Source organism: Spirosoma horti, assembly GCF_054776595.1.
In genome coordinates this window covers 155673-171081 of record NZ_BAAHBQ010000002.1, presented here as the reverse complement: position 1 = coordinate 171081, position 15409 = coordinate 155673, and the positions used below count along the sequence as shown (strand labels likewise).

The 15409-nt window shown below is 49.8% G+C and carries 9 protein-coding genes; 3 read left to right on the top strand and 6 right to left on the bottom strand.

Annotated features, from left to right (window positions below):
- Positions 1-46: 46 nt before the first annotated feature.
- Complete coding sequence (locus ACYVAM_RS04760) at positions 47-742, bottom strand: HAD family hydrolase (RefSeq protein WP_461064467.1); 696 nt, start codon at positions 740-742, stop codon at positions 47-49.
- A 153-nt stretch (positions 743-895) separates the two neighbouring features.
- Between ACYVAM_RS04760 and ACYVAM_RS04755 the strand changes: the two genes are divergently transcribed.
- On the top strand, positions 896-2419 hold the full coding sequence (locus tag ACYVAM_RS04755; RefSeq protein ID WP_461064465.1) for a DUF4301 family protein: 1524 nt from the start codon (positions 896-898) through the stop codon (positions 2417-2419).
- A gap of 90 nt (positions 2420-2509) precedes the next feature.
- On the opposite strand, the gene ACYVAM_RS04750 is transcribed toward ACYVAM_RS04755, so the two are convergent.
- The 3 genes from ACYVAM_RS04750 to ACYVAM_RS04740 all read right to left on the bottom strand — a co-directional run bounded on the left by ACYVAM_RS04750 (position 2510) and on the right by ACYVAM_RS04740 (position 8120).
- Complete coding sequence (locus ACYVAM_RS04750) at positions 2510-3004, bottom strand: RrF2 family transcriptional regulator (RefSeq protein WP_460935322.1); 495 nt, start codon at positions 3002-3004, stop codon at positions 2510-2512.
- 484 nt (positions 3005-3488) lie between these two features.
- Positions 3489-5189: an IPT/TIG domain-containing protein gene (locus ACYVAM_RS04745; protein WP_461064463.1), complete on the bottom strand. Its 1701-nt coding sequence runs from the start codon at positions 5187-5189 to the stop codon at positions 3489-3491.
- A gap of 51 nt (positions 5190-5240) precedes the next feature.
- Entirely contained in the window at positions 5241-8120 is a 2880-nt protein-coding gene (locus ACYVAM_RS04740) for a TonB-dependent receptor (protein ID WP_461064461.1), read from the bottom strand.
- 454 nt (positions 8121-8574) lie between these two features.
- Here ACYVAM_RS04740 and ACYVAM_RS04735 point away from each other — a divergent pair, with 454 nt between their 5' ends.
- Positions 8575-11799: a TonB-dependent receptor gene (locus ACYVAM_RS04735; RefSeq protein WP_461064459.1), complete on the top strand. Its 3225-nt coding sequence runs from the start codon at positions 8575-8577 to the stop codon at positions 11797-11799.
- 331 nt (positions 11800-12130) lie between these two features.
- On the opposite strand, the gene ACYVAM_RS04730 is transcribed toward ACYVAM_RS04735, so the two are convergent.
- Together ACYVAM_RS04730 and crcB are read right to left on the bottom strand one after the other, a co-directional pair.
- On the bottom strand, positions 12131-13576 hold the full coding sequence (locus ACYVAM_RS04730) for a M14 family zinc carboxypeptidase (protein WP_461064457.1): 1446 nt from the start codon (positions 13574-13576) through the stop codon (positions 12131-12133).
- Positions 13573-13962: a fluoride efflux transporter CrcB gene (gene crcB, locus ACYVAM_RS04725; protein ID WP_461064455.1), complete on the bottom strand. Its 390-nt coding sequence runs from the start codon at positions 13960-13962 to the stop codon at positions 13573-13575. Before crcB ends, ACYVAM_RS04730 begins: the two co-directional genes overlap by 4 nt.
- Before the next feature lie 125 nt (positions 13963-14087).
- Here crcB and ACYVAM_RS04720 point away from each other — a divergent pair, with 125 nt between their 5' ends.
- Entirely contained in the window at positions 14088-15389 is a 1302-nt protein-coding gene (locus ACYVAM_RS04720; protein ID WP_461064453.1) for an APC family permease, read from the top strand.
- Positions 15390-15409: the final 20 nt, after the last annotated feature.

Here is a 15409-nt window from a genome sequence, read left to right as displayed (position 1 = left end):
CTTCCCATGTATTGTGTTTCAACGGTCTCTGGGAACACTTGGTTGATTAGACGTTAGCATCTTCGAGTAAATCCAGCAGTTCCCGTATGCTACTCAGCGTCGTAAATGACTTTCCGCTTAACTGCTCATCAGCGACCATTTCGTGTGCCCAGGTCGTTTCAAAGGGGATGTGTATGGCCCGGCCACCAATATGCACTACCGGTAACACATCAGATTTTAGTGAATTACCAATCATCAGGAAATCAGCCGGTTGCACCTGATATTTTTGTAAAATACGCTCATACGCCTGTTCATTTTTTTCACTGACGATCTCCACATGTTTAAAGTAATGCCCTAATCCCGACCGGGCAATTTTGCTCTCCTGATCAAAAAGGTCGCCTTTGGTTAGCACCATCAGATCGAACCGTTTAGAGAGCGTTTCCAGCACCTCGTCTACCCCGTCGAGTAGCTCGATGGGAAAGTCCAGTAATTTCCGCCCGACATCAATAATCTGCTGAATTTCTGATCCGACAATGGCCCCCTTGGTTAATTCGATCGCCGTTTCGATCATAGAAAGCATAAAACTCTTCGCACCATAGCCAAAAACGGCCAGGTTTCGAATCTGGCAATCATAAAACTGCTGAGAGAGAACTTCTTCTGAAACATAGGGCGATAGCAGTTCGCACAGCTTCAGCTTCACATCAATGTAGTTTGGTTCGTTGGCCCAAAGGGTATCGTCGGCATCAAACGCAATCAATTTCATGAGCCTGGTGGTAAAATGGTTGGGGCAACAAAGATAAGCAGACAACCAGAATCTTATTTTGTTACCGCTCTTTTGTCCTGATTTGATTTGCGTACCATTTCCGAAATCCGCAATTTGCCCCCCATTCCTAATGTCATTATTTCCGTTAACCCTATGCAATTCACAGAGCAAGATCAGGACCAGATTCTGTTACAGGGCGTTTCACTCGACCAGATTGATCAGCAGATAAAACACTTTGTAGAAGGCTTTCCTTACCTCAATGTCATTAAAGCCGCTACCATTGGCGATGGCATCATTCGTATTGCCGAAGATCAACTGGCAACGCATATTCACCGGTTCGACGAGGCCGCTCACGAACGCGACCTAGTGAAATTCGTTCCGGCTTCGGGAGCCGCTACCCGTATGTTCAAATCCTTATTTTCGGCACTGGATGGCAAATCTGATAAATCAGTCGATGAGGTGTTTGCCCGCCTGACCGACTTCGCCTTCTACGACGACCTCAAAGCCGCGATGGCCGCCGATGGCCATGATCTGAACAAAGCCGTTGCCGAAAATGACAGAGTAACGGTACTGAACTATTTATTGACCGAAGCAGGCCTGGATTATGGCAGTTTGCCGAAAGGATTGCTGAAGTTTCACCGGTATCCCGATGGCCCTCGTACACCCGTAGAGGAGCATTTGGTCGAAGGGGCCGCGTATGCCAATTCGGATGGGTTGGTTAAAATTCACTTCACCGTCTCGCCCGAGCACCGCAGCCGTTTCGAGCATCTTATCGACGAACAAAAAGCCGATTATGAAGCCTGGCTTGGCGTGACGTTCGACGTCACGTTCTCCGAACAGAAAAAATCCACCGACACGATCTCGGTGAATATGGACAATTCGCCTTTCCGCAACGGTGAGTCAGGTTCGTTGCTATTCCGTCCGGCAGGCCATGGTGCCCTGATTGAAAACCTCAACGATATTCAGGCCGACATCGTCTTTATCAAAAACATCGACAATGTCGTTCCCGACCAGATCAAGGAGCCAACCATAACGTACAAGAAAGTGCTGGCATCCGTATTGCTCGATGCCCAGCAGCAGATTGCCCGCCTACAAGGTCTTCTGGAGGGGAGCGATTCAGGAAACATCAGCGACGGTTACCTGACGGAAGCGGACGAGCTTCTACGACGGACGCTCTATACGTTACCACCAGCGGACTTCGATCAGTGGGCCAAAGCCGAGAAACTGGACTATCTCCGTCGGAAATTAGACCGGCCAGTACGCGTTTGTGGCATGGTTAAAAACGTTGGTGAACCGGGCGGGGGGCCGTTCTGGGCCAGAAATCAGGATGGTTCCGTGTCTCTGCAGGTTGTTGAGTCCGCTCAGATTGATTTGACTGACCCAGCGCAGAAAGCCATTTTCGATGAAGCAACGCACTTTAACCCCGTCGATCTGGTGTGCGGCCTTAAAGATCATAATGGTCGCAAATATGACTTGCCCGCTTACCGCGATCCACTCACCGGATTCATTACGGCGAAATCGAAAGACGGAAAAGACTTGAAGGCGCAGGAACTGCCAGGGCTGTGGAACGGCGCTATGGCCGACTGGAACACAATTTTCGTTGAGGTGCCGCTCATTACGTTCAATCCGGTGAAAACGGTGAACGACCTACTGCGGAAAGAACACCAGCCGGAGTAGACATGACAACAAAAAAGCCGTAAGTGGCTGAAGTATAGCGACATTTTGCTGTACATCAGCCACTTACGGCTTTTTAATTAACTATATTTATTAGGCTGACATCCGATTTGACGGCGTGTCAATCAAGTCGGCCGCATTCGTACCGATAGCCACTTCTTTTGTTTCGAGTGAGCCAAGGTTCTGGAACGTGAGCAGCGTTGTATTTTCGTAAACGCCTAAGTTTGCATCCCGAACGCGTTCCATGATTGGCCGCAGCATACAGGTTACTTCGTCGTTGCAATCGTCGCATTTAACATAGAAATTAAACGATACGCAGGGAGTCGGCGCAATAGGCCCATCAATTACCCGTAGCACCTGGGCCAGATTAACCCGGCCCGGATCGACGCGCAACAAATAGCCGCCACCTTTTCCTTTCTGGCTTTGCAGAATCCCGTGATTACGCAGTTCCAAAAGAATTGCCTCTAAGAATTTTTTCGGGATATTTTCTTTCGCCGAGATATAGGAAATCAATACGGGTCCTTTTCCGTACTCTTCAGTCAAAACCTTAAGGGCTTTGATGGCATACTTAGCTTTCTTAGAGATCATTCGTTACGGTGACTAAGGGTGATATGGTGAAATGGTGAGCCTGTCCCTGATATGTAATAGGGGCGTATTATCTGGCAAATTAATAAGTCCCTAATTATCAGCCAAAAAGTTGCCCCTATTCTATAAAGAAAAATGAACAATATACATTTGGTGGTCAGTTCTGCTTATTAACCCGAATTTACTGCCAAACACACACAGTTTGCCTAAAAGTTCATGGACTTACTTGGGTATTAGACGCTAAGTTATAGGATAAGTAACAATTAAATTGGCTAACTACTAGTAGCCAGACAAAAAATCCTATTTACAAAGCAGTTACAGTGTTCAATAGCCTCATATTACTCCATTTGAAAGATATGTATAGTATTCGTTTAATGTAAATAGTTGCGTACTTATTTGTTAAACGGTAGCTTTTTAAACAATAAAAAGAGCCGGAGCAAAGCCCCGGCCCTTTTTGGCGACACCAATATAAAATTTACTGATTAATTTATTTATCGTAGTTAGCGTTCTGGGGATCGAAGTTTGTCCAGCCAGCTAACCAGTTTTCTGTATTGAAAGCTCCCCGATAAGGAGCTGCTGTGAAGAACGAATCAGCCAGTTTTCCGCCCGTTGCCGCGTTGCCAGCAACTAACAGTGGGGAACTCGCCTGTGGCAGGAAGTTAGGAGCCGTCAGATTGAAGTTCTGTGCATTGAGCAACAACGAAGTGATGTCTGTTCCGACAATCTGGTTCTTGCGGGAAGCCAGAGTAAAGTAGGCCTGAGCAGCCGCTGTCGTTACGTCGCCAATACCACGAACAGCCGTAGTTGAGTTAGGCACTTCAGAGTTGCCAAAAACAATTCCCTGTAGTTCCAGACTACCGTCACCAATGTTAGCCAATGTACCGGCGGTTGTTCCTTCCAGACGTAATCCTTCTGGAAAACCAGTAAGTACCGAGTTATAGATACTAATTCTTGTGTTCCGGCGTAAGTGCATAGCAGCCCGGTAAGCACCTGAACCGCCCGCCGTATTGGCACTGCTGGGAACACCTGGATTGAAAGCAAAGGCGCTCATGTTGGCAAAAATGGGAGTCGTTATTGGCAGACCGGCCGTAACGGGTACACCCGGATCGAAATTGTCCGATTCAAACGCTTCAGAACCCGACTGATCGGCCACGTTAGGATCGCGCAGCGCTACACCAAACTGAACCTTGCCACTAAAGCCATAATCGGTATCGAAGTCATCGTCGAATGTGCGGAGAGCAACTAGGTATTTAGCGTTAGCCGTACCACCAAACCATTCGAACGCATCGTCGCCACTGTAGGAAACCTGAATGTGATCGAGGGTTGTACCTGAACCTACCTGATACAGCGTTAATCCGTTGATTTCACTATTCGGTGTCGATGACAACGCAACTCCCGGAAACTCGATCCGAACATACTGCATCGTGCCCGAATTGTCATCCGACACGTTTAGAGTTGCATCGAACGTTCCCCGGATACCACCTTCAAACGCCCGCGACGTACCCTGGTTGGACGGTGCCCGACCAATCAGCACAACGCCACCCCAATCGCCATATTTCCGTGAGCCGGCAGGCTGAGACGATGTAAATATAATTGGCTGTGTAGCCGTTCCTTTGGCCTCTATTCGCGAACCCCGCTCAATAATCAGCGTTCCCGAGTGGTTCTGCGCTTCCGGGTCCTGGCTGGCATTATAGCCGCGAATGATGGTACCCGCTTCAATCGTGAGCACCGCGTTGTTCGTCACATATACATACCCTTTCAGAGCGTAAATGGTATTGGCCGAAAGCGTTCTGCTGGCCGTAATCGAGCTAGGCAGCGTTTCGACAGGCCGGTTAGCCAGTGTAAAGCTTGCCGTCGATGGGCTTTGAACCGTTGCGCCACCTGAGGTAATCGTAATCGGGCCGTTTTGCGCCGTTGCCGGTACAACTACCGTCAACGAAGTAGTAGTAGCCGCTGTAACCTGGGCCGTTGCATTGCCACTGAATACAACCGTGTTGCTGGTTGGTGCAGCATTGAAGCTGGTTCCGGTAATAACGATTGACGCACCTACCGGAGCCTGCGTTGGATTAATGCTCGTAATGGAAAGCGGGTCAATGGTTGGCTCATCGTCGTTCTTACAGGCCGAAATAGTTACGGTCAGGCCAATGGCAAGAAGCAGCAGAGACTGATAACGCTTGATAAATTGCATAAATGGATTTGGTTAAATTGTTATGGTAGTAGTTGAGTATCAATCGGGTTATTAAGGCATTACAATTCGTCGGCCCAGCGTGTACACACCCGTTAGAGTTACATACTGGCCACGGCGGTATTTTAAATAATCCTGGTCGGCATTGGCGCTGCGTGAGGTGACATCCTTACCAATCTTGCGATCTCCGTTAAAGTCCTGTGAGAACCGGAAGGGCGCATTAAAGATGTCCTGAATACCCAGGCGCAATTCAAGCTGCTTGTTAAATGACTTACTGATGTTGAAATCCACCACATGGCGCGGCATTTCATAGGTGGTCGGGTCTTCGATGTTACCCACCAGAAAGATGCGCGGACCCGCTACGTTATATAATACATTATACTGCCAGCCAGAGGTGGGATTAGCGTAGTACAGGCCCAAATTGATCAGGTAAGGCGACTGATTGGCCAAGGACCGATTCCGGTCCGTACTGTTACCAAATCGCTCGATGATGCCGCTGGGTCCCGGTGCTTCAATGACATCGCCTGTTGTTACCCGACTGTTTATGTAGGAAGCATTACCAACAACCTGAAGGTTTTGTAAGAAGGCACTGCTAGAGTTACTAAACCCTTTCCGGAACTCCAGTTCCACACCGTAGTTTCGTGCTGATATTGCATTCGTAAACGTAAATGTGAAGGCTCCCGGAATGGGGATCAGGAACGATTCGATGGGATTGGTAAAGCCTTTGTAAAACCCGGTTATCGAAATCAATTCATTGGGCGTCGGGTAAAACTCATACTTTAGGTCGAAGTTCTGAATGGTGGCCGTTTTTAGGCCGGTATTTCCCTGCACTTCAATCTGCCGGGCGAAATCATAATATCGGAAGGGTGCTAATTCACGTAACTCAGGCCGGTTGACCGTTGATGAGTACGCCATGCGAAGATTTTGCTGCTCAGTAAGTTTATAGGTAAAATTGACAGAGGGCAGCGGGCTGAAGATGTTATTGTCTACCAGCGCTTTGCCGGTGGGCGCATTGGCCAGCCGAAGGGTCTGGTTATAAAACTCGCCCCGGAAACCAAGCGTTAGGTTGGCCCGCGACCCAAAATTGATGTCGCCCGATACATAACCCGCGGCATAGCTTGTCTTGCCATTATAGGAGTCGTTATCGACCGTACCATCCTGTAGGCTAAAGCTTCCTTCCCGACCGGTTACGTTTTCGGGCGCAAATGCCTGACCAACGCCCAAACCGCTGATGTTGTTGATCAATCCTACGCGCTCGTAACCATAGAAACGGGCGGCAAAGTCACGGTTACGACGCTCGCCATACACCCCGGCCCGGATGCGGTTCGGCTCCCGGTCGGTTGGATTACCGAACGTATGTTCGTAATTGCCAATCAAAGATACGACCTGCTCATTCAACTTGGAGTAGAAACGACCCACGTTAAGTGGGTTGGGCTGCACCGGCACATTCAGCCGAAACGGTTCAGGTTGTCCATCAGCCCCCAAAGCACCCTGCGGACGTGTATACTGAGCGCGTTTCCAGTCGGGCTCCCAACGTCCGGAATAACCATAACTGCCAATCCAGTTCACTTTTGTTAGCTGGCTCAGCGAATGCTCGCCCGATACCTGGGAGTTCAGTATACTCCGATTCTCAAAACGCTCCGAGTAGCTTCGCACATCAACACCATCAATTACAAAACTCCCGTTCCGGACAACCGTTTCGGTCGATCCTAACTGATTAAAGAGCGTTTTCCATTCCAGCGTGAAAGTAGGCGAGAAGCGAAACGTCCAGTTATGTAAAACGCCTAACCGAGTAGACCGGGCGTACGTAGCGTCATTATACTCCTGCTGAACGTCATTTGCGGTCGTGTTTTCGTACAGCTTGAGGTTGACGTCAGTAAATTGATTGGTCAGGGCGTAGTTGATACTAGTCAGGTTGCTCACCCGTACGTTTCCCAACTCAAACCGCCGGCCGGTGTTGAACGCAATCCGCACGTCGGGGGCCACATTCACATTGGTCAGTCCCCAATTATTGGGCAACAGCCGGGCGTAGGTAGCCCGCCGAATGGGACTTAAGCTATTGAATTCGCCCGCCTTTTGAGGGAAACTCGTTGGAATCTGCTGTTTTGAATCCCACATTCCCAGCCAGTTAAGGCCACCCCGCTTATGTGACTGTACATTTTGAAAGGTTGTGTTGGCCCGGTAACCTACGGTGACACCTACATCGGTGAAGTTTTGCTCGGGACGGCGCTTCGTATAAATCTTAATAACACCTCCGGCAAAATCGCCAGGCAACTCCGCTGAACCAGATTTATAGACGATCATCCGATCGAGGATATTACTAGGTACGATGTCGAATGAAAAGGATCGGGATTCTACTTCGGTCGAGGGAGCGATGACGTCATTAATCAGCACGTTGTTATATCGGGTGCCCAATCCCCGAATCAGCACAAATCGGTTGTCGACCAGACTAACGCCCGGCACCCGGCGGATGGCCGCAGCCGCATCCCGATCCTGCGATTTCTGAATCTGCATCGCCGAAATGCCAACGGCGATTGGCTTCATTTGCTTGATCTCCGTGATAACAGCGATCTCGGTGTTCGTTGCCTTGTTAGCCCGAACCACCACTTCCTGAAGAGAAGTCCCTTCTTCGTCCAGTTCGGTATCGATGGCCGTTGTGTTGCCCGATTCGACCCGAACGTTTGGAATTTCTCTCGTTTTATAGGAGACGTACGAGATAACGATTTTGTGCGTACCGGCCGGTACGTTGGCGAGGTTGAAGTTCCCTTCGATATCGGTCGTGCTACCTATTTGTGTACCATCAACACGCACGGTACAGCCGATCAGAGATTCTTTTGTTTTTCCGTCTTTGACGGTTCCCCGGACGGTTCCGGTCTGTGCCCATAAGGCCGTAGACAGTAGAGAAAATAGGACAAGTAAAACGTGACGGTTCATTTTTTTAGTTTTGGTATCGCTTTTAGCGCTGCAAAACTACCCGCCCAATGTTACGCCAATGTTACACGAATGTTAACTTTTAATCCGGATTTAATAACACAAACCCCTGACTATCAATTTTGTATTGCCCAGTTATTTCCGTCACATTAAAACCGTCCTGATCTTTTTTAACGACGCTTTTTTTACAAAAAAAAGGCTTTAACAAAATAAAATTTGGCAAAAAGAAGGTATTTATGGATGGCATTCCTCCATTTGTAGGCCATAAAATACTTACTCTACAGTAAACCTAAAGTAGTACAGTTACAGGCTTTTTCAGCTTGAAAACAGGGTTTTAAACGCTCCTAAGGCCTTTAATTACATTTTAACCTCATTGCCGTATATCGTAATATTGGCATAACAGCCCTCATCCGGATAAGCGTGAATTTTGCACTGAAAATCACCAATCTACGAACAGATGAAATTTTTTCGTTCTACATCACTACTTGTACTATTTCTAGTTATCGCTTTTTCCACAGCATGGGCGCAAGTAACCACCAGCGGTCTTAGCGGTCGGATCATCGACACAAAGAAAGAAGCGTTAGTGGGAGCAACCGTACAGGCGACCTATACACCCACCGGCACGAAGTACGCAGCCGTGACGGATGTGGAAGGCCGCTTTCGGATCAATAACATGAATGCCGGTGGCCCTTACGAGATCGTTGTGACCTACGTAAGTTACAAGACCGAGACACAGTCGGGGGTTACCTTACAACTGGGCGAAACGACCAACCTGAACATTACGCTTCAGGACGCCAGTACGCAATTGTCTGAAGTCGTGGTAAAAGGAAGCCGCGAAGGCGAAAAACAGGGCGCTGGCATCAGCGTCAACAGCGAAACCATTCGTCGGTTGCCCACCATCTCCCGCAGCCTGACCGACATGACCCGCCTGTCGCCACAGGTGAATAACAACAACTCCTTCGCCGGAACCAACTTCCGGTACAATAACGTGACCATCGACGGTGCTATTAACAACGACGCCATTGGGTTCAGTCCCTCGCTGGGTGGCTCTACCGGCACATCGGGGCAACCCGGTTCAAGTACCCGCACAAACCCCGTTAGCCTCGATGCTATTCAGGACATTCAGGTAGCCGTGGCTCCATTCGATGTCCGGTTGGGAAACTTCCTGGGTGGGTCGGTCAATGCCGTAACCCGCAGTGGTACGAATGAAGTAACGGGCTCTATATACGGATTTGGCCGGAATGCGTCGCTGACCGGTGCCTGGAACGGTGCGTCGAATGCCAAAGAGAAACTACCCAGCACGTTTCATGAATACCAGACGGGCGTTCGGGTAGGTCTACCGCTGATCAAGAATAAATTATTCTTCTTTACGAACGAAGAAATCACCCGTCGGCAGGATCCCGTCCAGTTTCAGGCGGGGTCGCCCAGCTCGCTCATTAAGGACGTAGCCCTGGCCCAGCAGCTCAGCGATTTCGTTAAAACCAATTACGGCCTCGATGCGGGTGCAGCTGGTGATTACGCCATTTATTCCAACAGTACCAAGTTCTTCAACCGCATTGACTGGAACATCAACGAGAAGAACCAACTGACGATCCGCAACAACACGGTCTTTTCCGAAGCGACAAACCTGGAGCGTGACGCACAGAACTTCCGGTTCGGTAGCATCGACTACAAGCAAACCAACAACCAGAGCAGCACGGTAGCCGAATTGAAAAGTCAGTTCAGCGGGCGGGCGTCCAACAGCCTGATCGTTGGCTATTCGAGTGTGCATGATTACCGCAATACGCTGTCCAATGTCCGCACCTTTCCGCAAGTGGAAATCGGCTACAATGGCGGAACGATTTTCCTGGGCAATGACCGGGAGGCATCGGTATTCAACATGCGCCAGAAGACGTTTGAGCTGACCGATAACTTCACCTTTTATCTGGGCAAAAACACGTTCACGCTGGGTACGCACAACGAGTTCTATACCATTGATTACGGGTTCGTCAATTCGCCGAACGGCCGGATCTCGTACCGTAGCCCGGCTGAATTTCTGGCAAAATTGCCTAACCGCGTACGTGGCTCATATCCATTTTCCGATGCCACCAATAACCTGGATAACCAGTTCAACAACCCATACGCCCATTTCAATGTCAACCTGATGAGTGCCTACTTACAGGATGATATTCAGTTGAGTGACAAGTTGAAAATTTCGCCGGGGGTTCGCTTCGATTATTCAGGATTGCCTAAAAAACCAACGCTTAGTCCGCAGGTGACGGGTTCGGCCGGTGACCCAACCAACATGGGCAATACCTACAGCTTTACGCCCCTGAACAAGATCACGAACAACTTCCTGAACAACGTCCAAATCTCGCCCCGCTTGGGCTTTACGTTTGATGCCAATGGCGACAAAAGCCTGGTTATTCGGGGCGGAACGGGCTTGTTTACGGGCCGGATTCCCTTTGCCTGGCTGGGTTATGCCTTCTATAACAACGGCGTAGGCTATGGCGCGTATGACTTCAATAACAACGCTACGGCCACAACCAAACTAGTGGGTGATCCTCTCGTGCCCAACGGTGGTCTGCTAATCAACAACAATTCGGCCAACGGCGGAGTAACCCGCACGCAAGTCGATCTGATCGACAACAATTTCAAGATGCCGCAGATGTTCCGCAATAACCTGGCCGTCGATTATGTGGTGGGTGGCTATAAATTCACGGTCGAAGGGTTATATACGAAAGTGATTCAGGACTTGAAATTTCAGCAGGTCAATACGAAGGATGTCGTTCGGTACTACAGCTACGACACGCAGCACCAGCAGCCTATTTACGTAGCGACCAATGGGTCTGCCGGGGCGCAGCGCATTGATAACAATTTTGCCAATGCCTACATGCTGTCGAACACGAACAAAGGCTATCGCTACAGCCTGACCGGCCAGATCCAACGCAACTTTCCGTTTGGCTTCGGGTTCTCAACAGCCTACACCTACGGAAAATCATTCGATATCACGAACGGCATTCGGAACTCGATGGAGTCGAACTGGCAGTTGAACCAGTCGTTAACGCCAAACAATCCACAACTGGGCTACTCGAACTTCGATATCCGGCACCGGATCGTGGGTACGGTGAATTACCGCCAGATCTGGAATCCACGGAATGCCACCACCGTCACGCTGTTTTACTCGCTGCAATCGGGAACGCCTTTCTCCTGGGGCTATGTCAACACGACCGTTGATGGAACGGGCCAGGCCAATAGTTTAGCGTACATTCCGCGCGACCTGACCGAAGCGCAAAAGCTATTTCCAACGGGCACGCAGGCCGCTGATTTCATGGCTTTCGTTGAATCGGATTCGTATTTGAAAACACGTAAAGGCACGTTCACGGAACGTAATGCCGGTCGGACACCCTGGAACAACACGATGGATCTCCGCTTCCTGCACGAGTTCAAACTGAAAGGTCGTCAGTCGATTCAGATTAGCTACGACATTATAAACTTCCTGAACTTGCTGGACAAAACGCTGGGCTATTCTTACTTCGCAGCGAACACGTTCAACTCGACAGGCTCTATTGGCCTGACACGGGCGACGAACCCAACGTCGGGCGATCCAACGTTTACCTGGAGTGCGCCATCTGCCCCCTACTCGATTGATCCGCTGGGTTCGCGCTGGCAGATGCAGGTAGGTGCCCGATACACGTTCTAAAATTCAATTCTTATCTCCCTAACGCAAAATGCTCAATTCGTTTACCCCGCCCCTCAAAACCCCTAAATCCCGTGAAGGGGATTTTACTCAAGAGTAAACAAAGTCTCCTTCGGGGGTTTAGGCGTAAAAAGTCCACCAAATACTGACTTTCTACCATTCATATTCATCTCAAAAGAAAAAAGCCAGCGCAACACGCTGGCCTTTCGAACGACACCAATATGATTATAACGGATAGTCTGTTGCAGAAACAAACTGTATCACAAAGTTACCATCCAGCTATTATGCAAACGTTATGGCAGTATTATGGGCAGATTACGTTTAAAGAAACAACTTAATCCAATACGCCATTACGCAAGTTACCTGTATTGTCTTTCCAAAACCCGTTCACAAACGTGTATTTGATCTGCTTTCCTTTCATCAACAGGAACGTCGGAATCTGCTCCAGTTGAAGCGGTTGAGCAGGCATCTCGCCGTCAAGAAGTAGATGCACAGCCTGATTCGGGAAGCTCTCTTTGGCCGCTTGCCGTACCTTAAAGATAACAACTCCATCGCGGTGAAGAGCGGGCAGATCAAGTTTATCCAGATCGGCGGGCGATTCCAGCACATCGGCATGAACATGAGCGGGCACCAGCGTCAGGCCCGTGGCGTCAATTTCGTCGATTCCGTAAAACGTCGACAGATCACCAATGTCTTCAATACGGCTTTTGTACTGAAACTGTTTATTGGTTTTGTCATTGATTTCCTCATAATTCATTCCCACATCGACCGTGACTGGTTTGCCTTCACGTACAACCGTTGCATTACGAATTAAAACGTCGAATAAAGACCGGCCATTCTCCGGGATAGCCTGGTAATCAGCTTTGGATTCCTGCCTGTAGGAGCCATCGGCAATGGCTTTCAGTGCCGACAAAATCGCGACGAAATTGAGCCGTCGAATCGCCATTTTTTCGGGATCATCTTTGTATCCGCCCGATTCGATCAACACCAATGTTGTTCCCCATTTCTGAATATTATCACCAAACGCCCGTGGCTCAAACTCGTCGTCATAGCGCGCAATCTGGCCGGGGATAAGCGGCTGCAATACACGGTTCATCCCCGCAATGAGCTGCATAGACCGCTGCCGAACGTCATTGACGTTACGTTCTTCGTCATAAGCCGTCGCCAGAAACGACATGACGGCCTGTTTCCCCGTTTTGCCGACGCTGTAGCGCGGACTCTGGTCATGCAGGTTAAAGCCAACCAGCGGTTGCAGCGTTTGCTGCATGTGTTTAAGCAATGCTCCCTCCGGCGTTTGCAGCCGAAGGGCATCCCGATTCATATCAATATCCGTAGCCGTCCGGCGCTGGAACCGCTCGGCCCCATCCGGATTGAGCATTGGCAAAAAATAGAGCGTCGTCTTCGACAGAATCGTCTGCCGGAACGCATCGAAGACATCGCCCTGAGCGCTCAGAAAGTTAAAAATATCGAACAACGCCATGGTGGCGGTGGCTTCATCGCCGTGCATCTGGCTCCAGAGCAAAACATTGGTTGTACCCGTTCCCGCTTTAACCTGGTAAATAGCCCGTTTCTCCAACGACTCTCCTACCTGGCTCACCGACAAGGGTTGAGATATGGCCTGTAGCAACGGCACAATGTCGGCATGCTTGAAACGCCGGTGTGTCAGGCTTTTTTCCTTATAGGTTTCGTGTGCGTCATGTAACTGTCGGGCTACATCCTGAGCCTGCAAATGAGTCGAAATCATCAGAATAAAAAATAGAAACAGGAAGAGCTTCCTCATAATTTTTGTCCGAACCAAAGTCCCGTGGCCGCAGCGATCAGGCATAAAATCACATTCAGGCCAATATTGAGCAAGGCAGCCCCAAAACGGCCATTCTGTGCCAGTACAACCGTGTCATTACTAAAGCTTGAGAAAGTACTGAGCCCACCGCAGAAACCCACGCCGATGAGCAGACGGGCTTCCTCACCCGCCGACCGGCCAACGACCCAACTGACAATGGCTCCCAGCACAAAACTGGCCGCTACGTTCACAAGTAGAATAGCCGTAGGAAACGGTGAACTCGTGAATGTGGCCGGTATCAGTCGGCCAAGCGCATAGCGCAGTACGCTTCCCAGACCACCACCGAAAAAAACCAGTACATAGCCGTTCATCAGTAAAGCTCTCATGTTGGCAAACTTACAAAAAACCAGGATGCTGATAGATAGAACCATCTGTAGAATCATAGATGGGCCATTTTTTTCGCTATCATTGTAAAATAGCCCAATCCTATCCCTTCTTGCTTCTGCCTGCTATGGCTCAAAACCAACTTAAAAAATTATTAGGCGTCGGCTTTGGTGTAGCCGTTACCATTGGTGGCACCGTAGGCACGGGCATTCTGCGAAAACCCGGTCCCATTGCACAGGACATCGGTAATCCAACGTTAATTATTGGCGTCTGGCTCGCTGTTGGCCTTTATGCCCTGGCAGGTTCATTGTCTGTCATGGAACTGGGCACCATGCTTCCTAAAGCCGGGGGCTGGTACGTATATGCCCGACGGGCCTTTGGCAATTATGCCGGTTTCATTATTGGAATCAGTAGTTGGCTGGGCAGCGTCTCAGCGATGGCGTTTGGGGCAGCGGTTATGAGTGAATATATTGGCTTATTGTCACCCGCATTGGTAGCCTATCAGCAAATCATGGCCATTGGGATTCTGGTTGCCTTCGTTGCCTTCCACTCGCTGGGTGTACAGTTAGCGAGCCGGGCGCAGGAAGTGATGAGCGTCCTGAAAGCGGTTGGCCTGCTGGCCTTTGTCGTTATCTGCTTCGTAATTACACCCGATCAACCTGTGCCGGTCAGTACCGTCCGGCCACTGGCGGAAGGCGGCCTGTGGGTGGGTATTCTTGCCGCGCTTCAGGCGGTCTTTTATACCTATGACGGCTGGCATACAGCGGCTTACTTCACAGAAGAAGATGTTGATCCCAGCCGGAACTTACCCCGCTCCATGATCCGCGGTGTATTGCTGATTATTGGCATTTACATATTGGTCAATCTGGCCCTCCTATACGTGCTGCCTATGTCGGCTCTTGCCGGATCGAAGTTACCAGCCGCTGACGCCGTTCAGCTTTTGTTCGGACCGGGGAGCGCCAAGGTCGTTACGTTCCTGCTGATGATCTCGATCATGGGCATCATCAATGCGCAGATCATGTTCAATCCGCGTGTGATCTTCGCGATGGGCCGCGACGGTTTGTTCTTTCGATTCGTTACGCACGTCAATACGGGAGGTACGCCAACTTATGCGACCATTCTGACAGCTTCAGCCTCTATCCTGATGATTCTGACTAATACTTATGGCAAGCTCTCCGACATTGCTACGTTTTTCTTCGTGCTTTGCTACGCGTCGTGTTTTGCCGCGCTGATTCGGCTCCGGCATACGGAACCGGACCTTGAGCGCCCCGTTCGGGCGTGGGGATACCCGTTTTCAACCTGGACGCTGCTTGTTGCATCACTGGCTTTTCTTCTGGGCGTCGTCATCGGCGACTTCTCGAGCAGTTTGTATGCGCTGGGTTTCATAGCCGTCAGTTACCCGGTTTATTTACTGATAAAAACCAGATAAATTACTCCAGACTTCGAGTA

Bases quoted from the DNA above. Each gene is read 5' to 3' on its own strand.
- ACYVAM_RS04760 (WP_461064467.1), bottom strand. From the start codon at position 742: ATGAAATTGATTGCGTTTGATGCCGACGATACCCTTTGGGCCAACGAA.
- ACYVAM_RS04755 (WP_461064465.1), top strand. From the start codon at position 896: ATGCAATTCACAGAGCAAGATCAGGACCAGATTCTGTTACAGGGCGTT.
- ACYVAM_RS04750 (WP_460935322.1), bottom strand. From the start codon at position 3,004: ATGATCTCTAAGAAAGCTAAGTATGCCATCAAAGCCCTTAAGGTTTTG.
- ACYVAM_RS04745 (WP_461064463.1), bottom strand. From the start codon at position 5,189: ATGCAATTTATCAAGCGTTATCAGTCTCTGCTGCTTCTTGCCATTGGC.
- ACYVAM_RS04740 (WP_461064461.1), bottom strand. From the start codon at position 8,120: ATGAACCGTCACGTTTTACTTGTCCTATTTTCTCTACTGTCTACGGCC.
- ACYVAM_RS04735 (WP_461064459.1), top strand. From the start codon at position 8,575: ATGAAATTTTTTCGTTCTACATCACTACTTGTACTATTTCTAGTTATC.
- ACYVAM_RS04730 (WP_461064457.1), bottom strand. From the start codon at position 13,576: ATGAGGAAGCTCTTCCTGTTTCTATTTTTTATTCTGATGATTTCGACT.
- crcB (WP_461064455.1), bottom strand. From the start codon at position 13,962: ATGAGAGCTTTACTGATGAACGGCTATGTACTGGTTTTTTTCGGTGGT.
- ACYVAM_RS04720 (WP_461064453.1), top strand. From the start codon at position 14,088: ATGGCTCAAAACCAACTTAAAAAATTATTAGGCGTCGGCTTTGGTGTA.